The 14,680-nt window shown below is 68.0% G+C and carries 19 protein-coding genes; 9 read left to right on the top strand and 10 right to left on the bottom strand.

All coding sequences use genetic code 11. From position 1 onward, the window contains the following. The first annotated feature begins 35 nt into the window (after window positions 1-35). The 4 genes from OG558_RS10540 (at window position 36) to OG558_RS10525 (ending at window position 2,818) form a co-directional block, all read left to right on the top strand. Window positions 36-1,001 (top strand): WYL domain-containing protein, encoded by a 966-nt coding sequence (locus tag OG558_RS10540; RefSeq protein WP_329483002.1) that lies wholly within the window; start codon window positions 36-38, stop codon window positions 999-1,001. Beyond that, window positions 998-1,582, top strand: coding sequence for a YdeI family protein (locus tag OG558_RS10535; protein WP_405070051.1), 585 nt, complete (start codon window positions 998-1,000; stop codon window positions 1,580-1,582). The genes OG558_RS10540 and OG558_RS10535 overlap by 4 nt, the downstream gene beginning before the upstream one ends. A gap of 106 nt (window positions 1,583-1,688) precedes the next feature. Beyond that, window positions 1,689-2,147 carry a helix-turn-helix domain-containing protein gene (locus tag OG558_RS10530; RefSeq protein ID WP_405064857.1) on the top strand — a complete coding sequence of 153 codons (459 nt, stop codon included), beginning with the start codon at window positions 1,689-1,691 and terminating at the stop codon, window positions 2,145-2,147. Further along, window positions 2,036-2,818: an IS630 family transposase gene (locus tag OG558_RS10525; protein WP_405065121.1), complete on the top strand. Its 783-nt coding sequence runs from the start codon at window positions 2,036-2,038 to the stop codon at window positions 2,816-2,818. The genes OG558_RS10530 and OG558_RS10525 overlap by 112 nt, the downstream gene beginning before the upstream one ends. A gap of 51 nt (window positions 2,819-2,869) precedes the next feature. Here OG558_RS10525 and OG558_RS10520 read toward each other — a convergent pair whose 3' ends face one another. From OG558_RS10520 to OG558_RS10500, 5 genes are all read right to left on the bottom strand, one after another. Continuing rightward, entirely contained in the window at window positions 2,870-3,679 is an 810-nt protein-coding gene (locus tag OG558_RS10520; RefSeq protein WP_405070050.1) for a phytanoyl-CoA dioxygenase family protein, read from the bottom strand. 76 nt (window positions 3,680-3,755) lie between these two features. After that, window positions 3,756-4,709, bottom strand: a complete 954-nt coding sequence (gene pip / locus OG558_RS10515) for a prolyl aminopeptidase (RefSeq protein ID WP_405070049.1) — start codon at window positions 4,707-4,709, stop codon at window positions 3,756-3,758. Between the two features lie 52 nt (window positions 4,710-4,761). Beyond that, window positions 4,762-5,676, bottom strand: a complete 915-nt coding sequence (locus tag OG558_RS10510; protein ID WP_405070048.1) for a UbiA prenyltransferase family protein — start codon at window positions 5,674-5,676, stop codon at window positions 4,762-4,764. Between the two features lie 101 nt (window positions 5,677-5,777). Beyond that, complete coding sequence (locus OG558_RS10505) at window positions 5,778-6,683, bottom strand: virginiamycin B lyase (RefSeq protein ID WP_405070047.1); 906 nt, start codon at window positions 6,681-6,683, stop codon at window positions 5,778-5,780. Then, a complete protein-coding gene (locus OG558_RS10500; RefSeq protein WP_405070046.1) occupies window positions 6,670-6,912 on the bottom strand; it encodes a hypothetical protein in 243 nt (80 codons plus the stop codon). The genes OG558_RS10505 and OG558_RS10500 overlap by 14 nt, the downstream gene beginning before the upstream one ends. Before the next feature lie 103 nt (window positions 6,913-7,015). On the opposite strand from OG558_RS10500, the gene OG558_RS10495 reads away from it, so the two are divergent. After that, complete coding sequence (locus tag OG558_RS10495; protein ID WP_405070045.1) at window positions 7,016-7,618, top strand: TetR/AcrR family transcriptional regulator; 603 nt, start codon at window positions 7,016-7,018, stop codon at window positions 7,616-7,618. 27 nt (window positions 7,619-7,645) lie between these two features. Beyond that, window positions 7,646-8,401: an SDR family NAD(P)-dependent oxidoreductase gene (locus OG558_RS10490; protein ID WP_405070044.1), complete on the top strand. Its 756-nt coding sequence runs from the start codon at window positions 7,646-7,648 to the stop codon at window positions 8,399-8,401. 20 nt (window positions 8,402-8,421) lie between these two features. On the opposite strand, the gene OG558_RS10485 is transcribed toward OG558_RS10490, so the two are convergent. From OG558_RS10485 to OG558_RS10475, 3 genes are all read right to left on the bottom strand, one after another. Further along, a complete protein-coding gene (locus OG558_RS10485) occupies window positions 8,422-8,994 on the bottom strand; it encodes a PIN domain-containing protein (protein WP_405070042.1) in 573 nt (190 codons plus the stop codon). 11 nt (window positions 8,995-9,005) lie between these two features. Then, on the bottom strand, window positions 9,006-9,536 hold the full coding sequence (locus tag OG558_RS10480; protein WP_405070041.1) for a helix-turn-helix domain-containing protein: 531 nt from the start codon (window positions 9,534-9,536) through the stop codon (window positions 9,006-9,008). Between the two features lie 84 nt (window positions 9,537-9,620). Then, entirely contained in the window at window positions 9,621-11,144 is a 1,524-nt protein-coding gene (locus OG558_RS10475; RefSeq protein ID WP_405070040.1) for an LCP family protein, read from the bottom strand. A gap of 102 nt (window positions 11,145-11,246) precedes the next feature. On the opposite strand from OG558_RS10475, the gene OG558_RS10470 reads away from it, so the two are divergent. Together OG558_RS10470 and OG558_RS10465 are read left to right on the top strand one after the other, a co-directional pair. Continuing rightward, window positions 11,247-11,726, top strand: a complete 480-nt coding sequence (locus OG558_RS10470; protein WP_329482990.1) for an N-acetyltransferase — start codon at window positions 11,247-11,249, stop codon at window positions 11,724-11,726. A gap of 113 nt (window positions 11,727-11,839) precedes the next feature. Further along, complete coding sequence (locus tag OG558_RS10465; protein WP_405070039.1) at window positions 11,840-12,484, top strand: DUF3152 domain-containing protein; 645 nt, start codon at window positions 11,840-11,842, stop codon at window positions 12,482-12,484. 201 nt (window positions 12,485-12,685) lie between these two features. Here OG558_RS10465 and OG558_RS10460 read toward each other — a convergent pair whose 3' ends face one another. Further along, window positions 12,686-13,051 carry a VOC family protein gene (locus tag OG558_RS10460; protein WP_328524724.1) on the bottom strand — a complete coding sequence of 122 codons (366 nt, stop codon included), beginning with the start codon at window positions 13,049-13,051 and terminating at the stop codon, window positions 12,686-12,688. Window positions 13,052-13,112: 61 nt separating this feature from the next. Further along, window positions 13,113-13,667, bottom strand: a complete 555-nt coding sequence (locus OG558_RS10455) for a MarR family transcriptional regulator (RefSeq protein ID WP_329482986.1) — start codon at window positions 13,665-13,667, stop codon at window positions 13,113-13,115. A gap of 94 nt (window positions 13,668-13,761) precedes the next feature. On the opposite strand from OG558_RS10455, the gene OG558_RS10450 reads away from it, so the two are divergent. Then, window positions 13,762-14,523, top strand: coding sequence for an SDR family NAD(P)-dependent oxidoreductase (locus tag OG558_RS10450; protein ID WP_405070038.1), 762 nt, complete (start codon window positions 13,762-13,764; stop codon window positions 14,521-14,523). The last annotated feature ends 157 nt before the right edge of the window (window positions 14,524-14,680 follow it).

Below are 14,680 nucleotides of genomic sequence, written 5' to 3'. Positions count from 1 at the left end.
CAGGTTCTGGCCGTTACTCGTGGCAATCTGAAGACATGTCCGAGACCTCAGCCCGACTCCTCTCGCTGCTGTCCTTGCTCCAGGCCCGCCGCGACTGGCCCGGTGCGCTGCTCGCCGAACGTCTCGAGGTCAGCCCGCGCACGGTTCGCCGCGACGTCGACCGGCTGCGCGACCTCGGCTATCCCGTGCGCGCGACCAAGGGACCGGACGGCGGCTACCGCCTCGACGCCGGGGCGGACCTGCCCCCGCTGCTGTTCGACGACGACCAGGCGATCGCCGTCGCGGTCGCCCTGCAGACCGCGACCACCACGGTCACCGGGATCGAGGAGGGTGCGTTGCGCGCGCTCGCCACGGTCCGCCAGGTGATGCCGGCGCGCCTGCGCCAACGGGTTGACGCACTACAGGTGACGACCGTCGATCGGTACGCCGACAGACGCCGTACGACGGTGGACTCGGACCAACTGATCGCGGTCGGGATGGCGGTCCGGGCGCATGAGGTACTGCGGTTCGACTACGCGTCACCGGGTGCCTCGGACGAGTGGATGCCGCCGCGGAAGGTCGAGCCGCATCACCTGGTGACGTGGGGTGGGCGGTGGTACCTGGTCGCGTGGGACCTGGATCGCAAGGACTGGCGGACGTTCCGGGTGGATCGGATGACGCCGAAGTCACCGAGTGGCCCGCGGTTCACTCCGCGGGAATTGCCCGCGCCCGACGTGGCGACGTACATCTCATCGCGCTTCAAGGGGCAGGACCAGACGCCGTACCGTGGCGAGGCAATCCTGCAGGCGAAGGCGTCCGACATCGTCCAATGGGCCGGACGCGACGCGATCGTCGAGGAGATCACCCCGACGAGCTGCCGACTGGTGCTCAGCGCGTGGTCCTGGACCGGACTGGCCGCGACCTTCGGGATGTTCGAGTGCGACCTGGAGTTCGTCGGTCCCCAGGAGCTCAAGGACGCCGCCGCCCAACTGGCCGCCCGCTACCAGGTAGCCGCATCATGACGGCCGAATTGATCGTCGTGGACGCGGACGCGTGGCGGGTCTGGCTCGGAGAGAACCATCAGTCGTCGGACGGCGTCTGGCTGGTGCTCGCGAAGAAGAACGTGACCACGCCGACGAGCCTCACCTACGACCAGGCGCTGGAGGAGGCCTTGTGCCACGGCTGGATCGACGGCCGGCGCCGGAGCCGGGACGAGCAGACCTTCATCCAGCACTACACGCCACGGCGGTCGCGCAGCATGTGGTCGCAGCGGAACGTCGGCCTCGTCGCGCGCATGGAGACCGAACGCCGGATGCTCCCGGCCGGTCGCGCCGAGGTCGACCGGGCCAAGGCGGACGGGCGCTGGGACAAGGCGTACGGCGGCTCGAGCGCGCTGGAGATCCCGCCGGACCTGGCCGAGGCGCTGGCCGCGGTGCCGAGGGCGCAAGCGATGTTCGACATCCTCACCAGCGCCAACCGATTTGGAGTGGTCCACCGCGTAAACACCGCAAAGCGACCGGAGACCAGGTCAAAACGCATCACCCAGTTCGTCGACCAACTGTCCCGCGGCGAGACCATCTACCCACAGAAACGCACGCTCTGATCTAGTAGCGTGTCGCTGCTTAGTTCTGGGGGTGTGGTTGGGAGGTTTGGGTCCGGCAGATCTTCCTTCCCCTCTGCCAGACAGGACTGTTGTCGTGCCTTCGCTGATGAAGCGTCCGGTGGTGTTGACCGAGGCGGATCGTGACTGGCTGGTTCGGGTGACCACGACGGGTGTGCATCCGGCCGCGGTGATCAGGCGGGCGCGGGTGCTGCTCGCGCTGGATACCTCGGTGGGCGAGGTCGATACCCAGGAGGTGCTCGCGGCCCGGGTCGGTGTCTCGGCCGAGATGCTGCGGCTGGTCGCCAAGCGGTTCGCCGAGACCGGCGGGGATGTGGACGCCACGATCTCGCGCAAGCAGCGTGAGCATCCGCCGGTGCCCTCGCCGGTGACCGGCGAGGTCGAGGCGAGGCTGATCGCGCTGGCGTGCTCGCAGCCACCGCAGGGCTATGCCCGGTGGTCGCTGCGGTTGCTGGAAAGGCATGTCGCGCTGGTCGAGGACATTCCGGACCTGGATCACTCCACGATCGGGCGGGTGTTAAAAAAACGAGGCTGCGTCCTCATCTGAAGAAGTGCTGGACCATCCCACCCACGGCGAACGCGCAGTTCGCTGCCGCGATGGAAGACGTTCTCGCGGTCTACGCCCGCCGCTTCGACCCGGCGCGTCCGGTGGTGTGCATGGACGAGAAGCCCTACCAGCTGCTGGGTCACGCCCGCGACCCGATCCCCGCCGCACCGGGACAGGACCTGAAGGAAGACAGCGAGTACGTCCGCCGCGGCACCTGCTCGATCTTCTGCTGGGTCGAGCCGCTGGCCGGCTGGCGGCGCGTCGACGCCCAGCCACAGCGAACCAGGACCGACTGGGCCCACCAGACCGAACGGCTACTCACCCTCGACTACCCCGACGCCGAGAAGGTGGTGCTGGTGATGGACAACCTCAACACCCACACCATCGGATCGCTCTATGAGGCGTTCGATCCGGCCAAGGCGTTCGCGTTGGCGCAGCGCCTCGAGATCCACCACACCCCCAAACACGGCTCGTGGCTCAACATCGCCGAGATCGAACTGTCCGCGCTCACCCGCCAATGCCTGGACCGCCGGCTCGACGACCTCACCCTCCTGAACACCGAACTCGCCGCCTGGCAACAAGCCACCAACACCACCCAGCGTCAGGTCGACTGGCAATTCACCACCCACGACGCACGCACCAAACTCCGCCACCTATACCCAAACAATTAGCTGCGACGATCTACTAGTTGGCCCGCGCCTTCCCGTTGCGTGACCAAGAGGTCAGTAAAGCACCGGGTTGAAGGGGGAGGAGATGGTGTCGCCGGGCTGGTTGCCGGGCATCCAGGCGGCGAGGTCGGCTTCCTGGGAGCGGTTGGTCGGCGGGGCGATCTTCATCGCGGCGTCGACGTAGATGATCGTCATCACCCGGCGCGGTATGTCGGTCTGGTTCGCCGGAGCGTGGTGGAAGGTCCAGCCGAGGTGGTAGCTCACCTCGCCCAGTTCGTACGGCTCGGAGATCTCCGGGAACTCCTGCTCGGCCAGCGTCTGCTGCAGGACCCGCTCGGACTCGTCGCTGATCGGCAGGTTGCGGCCGTGCTCGAACACGTGACTGCCCGCGGCGAACGACAGCGGACCCATCTCCATCGGTGTCTCCTGCAACGGCACCCACACCGTCACGCACCGGTCCGTCGAGAACGGCCAGTAGTACTGATCCGCGTGCCACGGGGTGACGCCACCGCCGGACTCCTTGTAGAGCGCCTGGTCGTGGTACAGCCGGACCGACTGCACTCCGAGCAACTGCGCCGCGATCCGGGCCAGCCGCGGCGAGGAGACGAATTCCAGGACCCGCTCACTGTCCTGCCACAGGTTCGTCACCTGCAGGAACGCCTTCCCGTAGGTATCGCGTTCCTCCAGCGGCAGATCCTGAGTGTTCAGCTCGATCACCTTGCCGGTGATCTCCGGCTCGTACGCCGCGATCGTGTCCGGGCCGAGCACGTTCCTCAGCTTGACGAATCCGTGCTCGGCGAAGTGCGCGATGTCGGGCCGGCTGAGCGTGTAGTCGGTCTCGAGCTCTGGGCGGGTCAGAGTCATGGGACCTAAGCGTTCCGGTGCGCTTTATCGATGTAAAGATCAGTGATCAAATCTTTGCTCGAATCAGTGAACTGATTCAGCGCGGCCCGGCGAACCGGTCCAGTGCCTCGAGGATCAGGTCTCGCGTGCCGAGTCCGCCCGCGCCGTGACCCTCCTGCTCGACCAGGTGCAGCTCGGCATCCGGCCAGGCCTGGGCCATCCGCCAGGCGATGTCCGGCGGGCTGCTGATATCGAGCCGGCCGTGGATCAGCACACCTGGAATGCCGGCCAGCTTGCCGGCCTCGTGCACCAGCACGTCCTCCTCCAGCCAGGCGGCGTGACCCCAGTAGTGAGTGACGAGCCGGGCCATCCGCAGCCGGAAGACGGGATCGTCGTACCGGGAGTCCGGCCGCCAGCCCGGATGAGTGCGGACGTGGGTGTCCTCCCAGTCGCACCAGTCGCGCGCGGCCTTGTCGCGGACCGCGGGATCCGGGTCGTGCAGCAGCCGGCTGTAGGCCAGCGAGAGGTTCCCGTCCCGCTGGTCTTCCGGTACGCCGTCGCGGAAGCGGGCCCACTCTTCGGGAAAGATCCGGCCCATCTCCCGGGTGATCCAGTCGACCTCGCGGCGGGTCGTGTTGGTGACGCTGAACAGCACGATCTCCGACACCGAGTCCGGGTGTTGTTCGGCGTAGGCGAGTCCGAGCGTCGCACCCCAGGACGCGCCGAGCAGCAGCCACTTCTCGATCTCGAGGTGGTGCCGGAGTTGCTCGAGGTCCGCGATCAGGTGGGCGGTGGTGTTGGTGCTGAGGTCCACGTCCGGCTCGGCGGCGTCCGGCGTACTGCGGCCGCAGTTGCGCTGGTCCATCAGGACGACCTTGTACTTGGCGGGATCGAAGTACCGGCGCCACCACGCGCCGGCGCCGGAGCCCGGACCACCGTGGATCACCACCGCGGGCTTGCCGTCCGGATTGCCGCAGACCTCCCAGTAGACGCGATGCCCGTCGCCGACGTCGAGCAGGCCGTGGTCGTACGGCTCGGTCTCCGGATACATGCGGACGCTCCTCGGATCTAACAGTACTGTTAGATTAAATGTAACAGCACTGTCAGATTGAGATGATGCCGGTGTAGGTCAAGGCGAAAGTGCCGCAGGGGAAGAGGAAGAGCGCCGCGAGCACGATGATCCCCCGGAAGGACTGACGCGGGCCGATCAGTTTGCCGTACGCCGCGATCAGGACCAGGACCATCACGACCTCCAGGGCCAGCATGCTGCGCGGGATGATCGTGCCGGTCGCGGCCAGGACGACCGAGAGTGCGGCCGCCGCGATCCACGCGCCGTACCCGATCAGGTACGTCGTCCGCGCGCCGAAGCGAACCGCGATCGTGTGGTAGCCGGCGGCGCGGTCCGCCTCGAGGTCGGCGAGGGTTGTCGGGAGGTAGAGGCCGACCGCGGCGAGGGTGCCCTGCAAGCCCATCAGCCAGGGAAAGCCGCTCAGGTCCGGGTTGATCGCGGCCCAGCCGGCCAGCGGTCCGAAGGCGCCGAGGGCGAGCGCGTTGACGGCGACGTCGAAGCCGGCGCGGGTCTTCAGGCGGACCGGCGGGACGCTGTAGGCGTACCCGAGCAGGACGGCGAGCAGTACGCCGAGTGCGAACACGATCCCGACATGCAGACTCAGTCCGACGGCCGCGACCGCGGCGGCGAAGGCGAGGCGCTTCGCCGCGCGCAACGTGATGCGGCCGTCGAGGAGTGGTGACTTCGCCTTGCGGGGGTTGAGCCGGTCGCTCGGCAGGTCGTACGCGTCATTGACCGCGAGCACCGCCAGCCAGACCAGCGGTCCCATCACGACGGCGCCGACAATCAACCGTGGCCACTCGTCGAGCGGCGGCACCAGCCGATGCGTCGCCAGCAGAATCCCCACGTAATAAGGCACGATCGAAACAACCCAGAAGGCCGGCCGCCCGACCGCCACCACATCCCGAACCCGCGGCCCCGCGCGCCGAACCCCCACCACCGTGGTCACAACCCCACTCTCCTCCCGGCACGGCTCGCCGTCCTCCACCCACCGAGTGAACCCCCTCACTCTCCCGACTGAATGTGGTCAACCCCACGCGCCTGTCGGGGTCAGGTGGTCACGTACGCGAGCGAACCCTTCTCCAGGGCTACCCAGACTGAACCGTCTGTGTCGATTGCTAGGCCGTGGGGTTCGGAGCCTTCGCCTAGGTTGAACTGGGCGATGATGTTGCCGTTGGCATCCAATCGGACCAGGGCGGCTGCGGCCCACAACGTGATCCAGCAGCCGCCGTCGTCCGTCGCGACCACCGCGTGGGGCTTGGAGCCCGCCGGCAGCGGGAACTCCTCGATCTTCCCGTCCGGTGTGATCCGGCCGGCCTGATCCGCGAGGATCTCCACGAACCACACGCCCTGGGGTCCGGAGCTGACGCCGACCGGGCCGGCACCTTCGGTTGGCAGGGGATAGGTGGTGGCCTCGCCACTCGTACTCATCCGGCCGATCGCGTTGGCCTGGTTGAGGGTGAACCACAGCTCGTCATCGGTCGCGGTGATCATCGCCGGGAACGCGCCTGAGGTCCCGATCGCATACGTCGACACCTCGCCGTCGACTGTCACGCGCCCGATCTGGTCGACGTTCATCAGCGTGCACCACAGAGCCCCGTCGGGTCCCACGCAAAGCCCGTACGGCGCTCCCGCGACGGCGACCACGGACACGGCGCCGTCGTACCCGATCCGCCCGAGGTGATCGTCACCATTACGCGTGAACCAGACGGCGTCGTCCGGCCCCGGCACGATCAGACTCGGCCGAGACCCAGGCGCACCAAGCTCGAACCGCGCCTCCCTCGCGGCGGGCATACCGGCGCCCGTGCGGTCATCGTCCGCGGCCGGCTCGCCGCCGCGTTGGAGCCTCGCGATTTGGCCCGTGTGGACGAGGGTTGTCCAGAGCGCGTCGGCGGTGACGGTGACGGCGTACGGACCGTCGGACGGACCGGCGATGGTGTGTTCAGTGATTGGCAAGGGAGGTCTCCTTCAGGGCGAGGGTGGTTCCGTGCCGGCGGGAGATGAAGCGGCGGTCGTGCGTGACCACGACGAGCGCGCCGGCGTACCGGTCGAGGTGGCGACCGGAGGGTGGCGTCCGGGCGCGGCTCGGACCTGTCCCGGCGGGAATGCGCAGGTGACTTGGTCGAGCACCAGACGGGTGGTCATAGGACTTGGTGTCGTCGTGCAGGGGCAGCTGAGTAGACATGGGGATCCTCCTGACTCGCGCGGGTTCGGGTGCTGCGAACGGCGGGTCAGAGGATCACGTGCTGCCTCCATTAATGCGACGATTGTTGCGTTAAGATCATGCCATGACGGATGCCGAACGTGCAAGCAGGCCGGGTGGACGCACCGCGCGGGTGCGCGCCGACGTGCTCGCCGCGGTCGAGGCCGAGCTGGCCGAACAGGGGTACGACGGCCTCACGATCGACGCGGTCGCGGCCCGTTCCGGCGTCCACCGGACCACCGTGTACCGCCGTTGGAAGACCGTCGCCGGCCTCCTCGTCGACCTACTCCAGGCCGGACTCGACGACACCTGGGAGCCCGCCGACACCGGCTCACTCGAGGGAGACCTGATCAGCCTCAACCGCGAGGTGTACGCCGCGCTCGCTGCCCGCCCGTCCGTCACCCAGGCCGTCATCGCGGCCTCCTTCCGCACCCCGGAAGCCGCCGAGGCCCTGACCGCGTTCTGGTCCGATCGCTACACCCGCAGCGAAGCCGTCGTACGCCGAGCGATCGCCCGCGGCGAACTGCCCTCCACAACCAACGCCCATCAACTCCTGATGACCGCAACCGGCCCCCTGTACCACCAGCTTGTCCTCCTCCGTCAACCCATGCCCCGAGCAACCGCCGACCACTACGCGAGAGCCGCCGCCGCGGTCGGTATGTCCGGACTAGGCTCCAGGCACGCCTAGGCTGAGGAGACTGTTTTGACTGGACGGTTGGCGAACGAAATTGTGTTGGTGACGGGGGCCGCGCGGGGGATCGGTCGGGCGGTGGCGGTGAAGGCTGCGGAGGAAGGCGCCGCGGTGGCGTTGGTCGACATACTGGCCGATCAGCTGACCGCGACCACCGCGGAGCTTGCCGAGACCGGTGCAAGGGTGGCGGCGGCGGTCGGTGACATCACCGATGAGGTGTCGGTCCGCCAGGCGGTGGGCAAGTTGACGGACGACCTCGGGAAGCCGGTCACCGTGCTGGTCAACAACGCCGGCAAGAACGCGTACGCCGACGCGACCAAGATGTCCGTGGCCGAGTGGGACAGTGTGTTCGACGTCGACCTGAAGGGCGCCTGGCTGATGGCGCGTCAGGTGTTGCCGCCGATGATCGAGGGCCGGCACGGCTCGATCGTCAACATCGCGTCGATCCACTCCAGCCTGACCACCGCCGGGATGTTCCCGTACGCCGCGGCCAAGTCCGGCCTGGTCGGGATGACCCGGTCGCTGGCCCTGGACGTTGCCCCACACAACGTTCGCGTCAACGCCGTCAGCCCCGGCTACATCGGCACCGATCTCCTGGAGGAGTTCTTCGACACGATCCCCGGCGAACGCGAGAAGGCGCTCGGCGTCCACCCGCTCGGCCGGATCGGCACCCCGGAGAACGTGGCCGAGGTCGTCTGCTTCCTCGCCTCCGAAGCCGCCGCCTTCGTCACCGGCGCCAACTGGTCCGTAGACGGCGGCCTCGGCATCCGCTACGCCTAGCCGACCACCGCTGGTCCGCGTCAGAGCAGCTCTTCAAGCATCGTGACGGCCTCATCCATGCCGTATCGCTCGCGCAACACCAGCAGGAGGTCGTCAACAGACTCTGGCGGATAGCGTCTACGAGCAGGCATCCTGCTCACGGCTCGGAGGGCCCGCTCCGGGGCCACCGACACGGCATCGGCAGCGAACTCTCGCGTCGCCACTACCTGGATCCCGCGGGGTAGGCGCCGTTCGGGGAAGTCCTTCAGGTTCTCGGTGACGATCGCTCCGGCACCGCCGGCCAGGGCGGCCGCGACGACGTGCTCATCCGCGAAATCTGGAAGGCCGAAGGTTCCTTCGTACGGTTCCCAGTGCGGGACCTCTGCGTCGTCGAAGGCGAGGCGCATCTGCTCGATCAAGCGGGCCGATTGCGCCTCGGCCTTCGCCGGTGGAACGGATCGCGCGAGGAGCTTCCGTAGATTCGTGTAGCGCAACTCCTCGAGGATCGCGCTGCTCCACAGGGGCCGATACAGGTTCTCCACCGCGAGTGAGAGCAGGAAGTCGCGTTGGGTGCTGGGCCAGAGGACCGAGGTGTCGAGGACTGCGCTGAACACTCCGGCGGCTCTCAGCTGGTGTGGCCGCGGCGCCGGTCGGCGAGCTCTTGGCGAATGGCTCGGAGCTGTTCCTGTACGGCGACTGGGTCGTCCTCAGCGTCGAGTTCGACACCGGTGGCGGCGATGGCGTCGTACTGACGCTGGCGACGGCGCTCCCGGTAATCGAGCAACTCGCGCAGCAGGACCTTCCGCCTGGTGCCGATTCGCTCCGCCGGCAGGTCACCCTGGTCGATCAGCCTGACCACCGTCGGGCGGCTGACACCGAGAAGGTCGGCCGCCTGCTGTGTGGTCAGCTTCGAACTCTGTGGTGCGACGGTGACCGCGTGGCCGGCCTTCAAAGCCTCGACCACTTGCAGGAGAACCATGTGCAGCGCCTCCGGGACCTCGACCTGATCGCCTTCCTGCGCGCCGGCGAGGAAGTACCGCGGCTCCGGCGACGAGCCCCGTCGGCCCTGGTGTGCCTCGAGAAAGCTGGCGACGGTGGCTAGTTGCTCCGGCTGGTCGGGCAGGTAGGTCTGCTGCTCCAGCGCCTCGGCGGTCATCACCCTCCCGCGAACGAAAAGAAATCATGTTCGTAACGTTCGAATAATAGCCCGTTAGCCGCCCACTGCACAACCAGCGGGCGATCAGCCGGGTGGGCCTGGGTTGTAGGCGCAGGCTGAGGTCAGGTCGGCTGCGTTGGTGGTCGGCTTCGTAGTGGTCGGCTTCGTGGTGGTGGTGTGCCGGGGTGTGGTGGGAGTGCTGCGGGGTTTGGCGGACGGGTTGAGGGCTTGCTGGATGATGGTGCGCATGCTGGCGTAGTTGGGGTTGCGGCCGTTGGGGTAGTTCTTCTTCTTGTCGAGGTCGATGTTGGTGATCTTGGCGGTCTTGACCCGTTGGCCGAGGGTGACGAAGGCGCCGAGCAGGTTCTGTGGGATGTCGGTGCGGATCAGTTGCTCGCCGGCCTTGGCGATGGCCTCGTAGTTGGAGAGGACGTTCTGCGGGGTGGCCCGTTCGACGATCGCCTTGACCGTGCAGCGCTGGCGGGCCTGCCGGGCGAGGTCCGCGGTCGGCACCATGTAACGGCCGCGGGCGAACCACAGCGCGTCGGACCCGTTCAGCTTCCGGTTCGCGCCTGGCTGCAGGTACCGGCTGGCGGGGATCTTCTTGTCGTCGTTGCCGCCGACCGGGACCGGGTAGTTGATGTTCACCGTGATCCCGCCGAGCGCCTCCACCAACTGCGCGAACCCGGCCAGGTTGATCTGCACGTAGTAGTGCAGTTTCAGCCCGAGCGCTTCGCCGACCGAGAGTTTCAGGATGTCGGCGCCCTCGTTGTCCGACGGCCCGATGATGCCGTGGTGCTTGGCCGGGATCATCCGGTACATCGCGTCGAGGTAATAGTCCGGCTGATCCTTGTCACCCTTGGCCGGATCCCAGAAGCCGGTCGGGTAGATCTTGTGCAGCGGCGAGTCGGCCGGGAACGGCATCCGCATCCAGTTCCGGGTCAGCGAGATCAGCGCGGTGTCCCCGGTCTTCGTGTCGATGCTCGCGACCATCACCGTGTCGGTGCGCGTCCCCTGCCGGTCCTCACCGTCGTCCGCACCGAGCAGCAGCACGTTCACCCGCGGCAGTTGCTGCCAGACGTCGTCGCGAGGGATGATCGTCGGCCGGGTCTGACTCTTCGACTCCTTGCCGGAGAACACCTTCTGGACCAGGCTGCGCTGCGCCATCAGCGTGTCCGCGCCCATCGCCGTACTCGCGACCATCCCGAAGCACACCAGCCCGATCACCAGCGAGCCGAGCACCCGTGACCCCGGTCCGACGGTCAGTGGGCGCAACATCTTGTACGACGTGACGAGTACGACGACCCACACGAGGGCGAGCGCGCCCAGTCCCGCGACCATCCACAGCAGCAGCCCGGGATCCAGTGCCCATGTGATCACGTCGTCCCGTCGTCGCAGCCCGACGTACGCCGCTCCGCCGTAGAGCGCGATGCTGAGCGTCGTCAGCAGGGTGCCGAGCCGGATCCGGCGGGCGACCAGGTACGCCGTACCAGGCAGGAGTGCACCGAGGATGGCGACCGCCAGCGCGGCGAGGGCGGACCGTTGCCGAGGCTTCGCCCTCCGGGCGCGTCCGGGTGAGGCACGGCGGGCTCTGCTACTCGACGACATGGTCTCCCTCGACGGCCGACGACAAGACAGTGGACGCGTCCCCGGTGCGCGTCCACTACCTACGATTCACTGACGCGGCAAAAAGTTGGCATGATCGTCCATGTGACCGAAATTCAGGTACGGCGGGCCAAGCCGGACGACGCGGAAGCCCTGGTCCGGCTGCGTGGACTGATGCTCGCTGCGATGGGCAACGATCTCGGCGGACCGGACGCGCCGTGGCGGGAGGCCGCGCGGCAGTGGTTCGTCGAGCAGCTCGCGTCACCGGAGACGTTCGCGGCGTACGTCGTCGACGATCCGGCGGCCGGATTGGTCGCGTGCGCCGCGGGCAATGTCTACGTCCACCCGCCGGGCCCGAACGACCTGACCACGCTTCGCGGTCACCTGTACAACGTCAGCACCGAGCCCGACTTCCGCCGCCGCGGCCTGGCCCGGGCCTGCGTGGTTGCGCTGATGGACTGGTTCCGCGACGAGACCGCCGTCGGCCAGGTCGAATTGCACGCGACCGACCACGGCATCGAGCTCTACCGGGCGCTCGGCTTCACCGAGTCGCGCTATCCGACACTGCGCTTCCGCCGGAGCTGACCCACCGCGCTGGAAACCGCCTGCATCCGTGGGCGGAGAAGGGTTTGTGGGCACAGGGGCAAGTAGTCAGTGAGGACGCGCCCGCCGCGGGTGCGGTGTGAGGAGCTCACCAGATGCGCCGCTGGACTGTTGTCAGGACGATCGGGTGGGCGATCGCCGTCGTGGCCGTGATCGCGGCGCTGTACCAGCTGCCGGCCAGCCCGTTCGCCCGCCACGGCTACCCGGATCGCCGCGCCGCGGAGACCGGCTCGGCCGGCGTCGCGTCGTCTTCGGTTGCTTCGCGACAGACACCCAGCGGCCCGGTCAACCCGTCGTCCTCAGCGCCGGCGGTGAAGCCGCAGCCGGTGATCACCTATCCGATGGCAGGGTCCCGCTCGTACGCCGTTCTGCCCGGCAATGCGGCGGTGATCGGGCGGTCCGGGCAGTTGATGACGTTCCAGATCGCGATCGAGGGTGGGATCACCGGGATCGACCGGGCCGCGTTCGCGCAGTTCGTGCGGACGACGTACGGCGCGCCGCAGGGCTGGGCGTCACACGGGCTGTGGCGGTTCCGGCAGGTCGGGTCGGGGCAGGACCCCGACTTCACGTTGATGCTGGTCACGCCGCAGACACGCGACACGATCTGTGGGGCGGCGCCCGACCGCTACACCAGTTGCCGGATCGGCGATCGCGTCGTCCTCAACGTCGCGCGCTGGGTGCACGGCGTACCGAACTACGGCGCACCGCTGACGGCGTACCGAACTACGGCGCACCGCTGACGGCGTACCGGCATTACATGATCAACCACGAGACCGGGCACCGGCTCGGCCGCGGGCACGAGCTGTGCCCGGGGCCTGGTCAGCCGGGCCGGTCATGCAGCAACAGACGCTGGGTCTGCACGGCTGCACGCCGTACGCCTGGCCGTACCTCGACGGCGCCCGCTACACCGGCCGCCTAGGTCAGTACGACGACCGCGTCCCTCACTCCTGAATGATTGCGATGACATTGCCGGCAGGGTCTTTGAACCAGGCGATCAGGGGGCCGATCCCGCGGTAGATGCCGGAGTCGTCCTGATCGTCGTTGTAGCGCTCGAAGCTGACGCCGCGGCCGGTCAGCTCCCGGACCGTCCCCTCGATGTCCGCGACCGGGAAGTTGAGCATCGTGTATTCGGCCGGGACGTGGTCCGACTTCGGGTAGACCAGGATCGGGTTGCCGCCGGCAACCTTCAGCTGGAGCATCCCGTTCGCCTCCCCGACATCCAGTCCGAGCGTCCCGCCGTAGAACGCCTTCGCCGCCTCCAGGTCGTTCACCGAGAACCCACTGAACGCCTTCGTGTCCTTGAACATCTGATGTCCTCCTCGCTTGCCTGACATCAGGTACGTCGACGCCGTCGGCGTCATTTCGACACTAGTTGTGCAGCGCGACCTGGGGAATGGCCCGGGTGACGGTGGCGGACTCGAGACCGTCCGCGACGGTGTGCAGCAGGCGGACCAGATGTGCCGCGTCGGTCGGGCCGAGGATGCCGGTGACGACGTCGAGGACACGGACGGTCAGTCCGTCGAGCTGGGACAGACGCGCCTGGCCCAGCGAGGTGACGGTCAGCGGCGTGGTCCGGACCATGCCGAGCGCTGCCAGGTCCGCGATCGCCAGCTCGGCCTCGGCCGGGGTGATGCCGACCTGGTCGGCGACCTCGTCCGGGGTGGTCCGGCCGTTCCCGATCGCGTTCAGCACGAGCGCGGCCGGCATCTTGATCCCGACCGCGTCCTGCAGACCGAGGATCAGTGGGTGGGCGTGGCCGCGGACGCGTTCCACCGCGTCCAGCAGCCGGAGTGCGTCGCCGACGTCGCCGATCAGTTGCTCGGTCTGCACGGCCGCGAGGCCGGTCGGAGCCGATTGGGCGACTCCGTTGGCCCCCCGCTGAGGGACCGCAAGAGCCTTCGTTCCAGCGTCTTCGATGGTCACGCCTCCAGCGTACGGAGTGGTTCTGACAGCTCGGCGTGTCGTTCCTGAAGAAACCCTGTGAATCTGAAGGCATTGATCATCTACCCTCGCGACCATGCAGCTGAGCGGGAAACGAGCGCTGGTGATCGGCGGCGGTGGCGGCGGGATCGGCCGGGCGGTGACCGAGGCCTTCGGCAACGAAGGGGCTGCGGTCGTGGTCGCGGACCTCGACCCAGGTCGTGCCGAGGAGGCGGCTGAGGCAGTGCGGCAGCGTGGCGGTACGGCGTACCCGGTGTCGGGTGATGTCCGCTCGCTGGCCGACATCGAGGCATGGGTCGCCGGCGCGGTGGAGAAGCTGGGCGGACTGGACGTGCTGGTCACGGTCGTCGGCGGGCAGGTCGCGTTCGTGCCCGCGGTCAAGCTGCACGAGATGGCCGACGAGGACTGGGACACCATCTACGAGGTCAACCTCCGCTACGTGGCGCGGGCGGTTCGCACGGCGTTGCGCGTCTTCCTTGAGCAAGGTGGCGGCACCATCGTCAGCGTCGGCTCGGTCACCGGATTCATGGCCGCTCCGCAGCAGGCGGCGTACGGCGTGATGAAGGCGGGACTGCTCAGCCTGGCCCGGACTGTGGCCGCCGAGTATGCCGGCGACGGCATCCGGATGAACGTCGCGGCGGCCGGCGCGATCGCGACCGCGGTGGCCAACGCGAATGTCGACGCTGAGGTGGTCGACGAGATCCCGGCCGGCCGCTTCGGCCGCTCCGAGGAGGTCGCCGCCGCGGTCGTCTACCTCGCGTCCGACGCGTCCTCGTATATGACCGGACAGCAGGTCGTCCTCGACGGTGGCGTCTCCGTCCGCGGCCCGTTCGACTGAAAATCACGACAGTCGAAGACCTGCTCGAAGAATGCGGTTCTGGCTGGTCTCGAAAAAGTTTGCCCGGCGGCGGACAAATCGCGATCGGGGCGTGACTTCGCGTCTCGGTCCTCCGTTGGATCTGACGTGACGGTGAACACACGGCGCACCGGCACCG

It is taken from the genome of Kribbella sp. NBC_01510, assembly GCF_045040325.1.
GTDB lineage: Bacteria > Actinomycetota > Actinomycetes > Propionibacteriales > Kribbellaceae > Kribbella.
The sequence above is the reverse complement of the archived record's forward strand: the minus strand, read 5'-3'. Positions and strand labels throughout refer to the sequence as shown.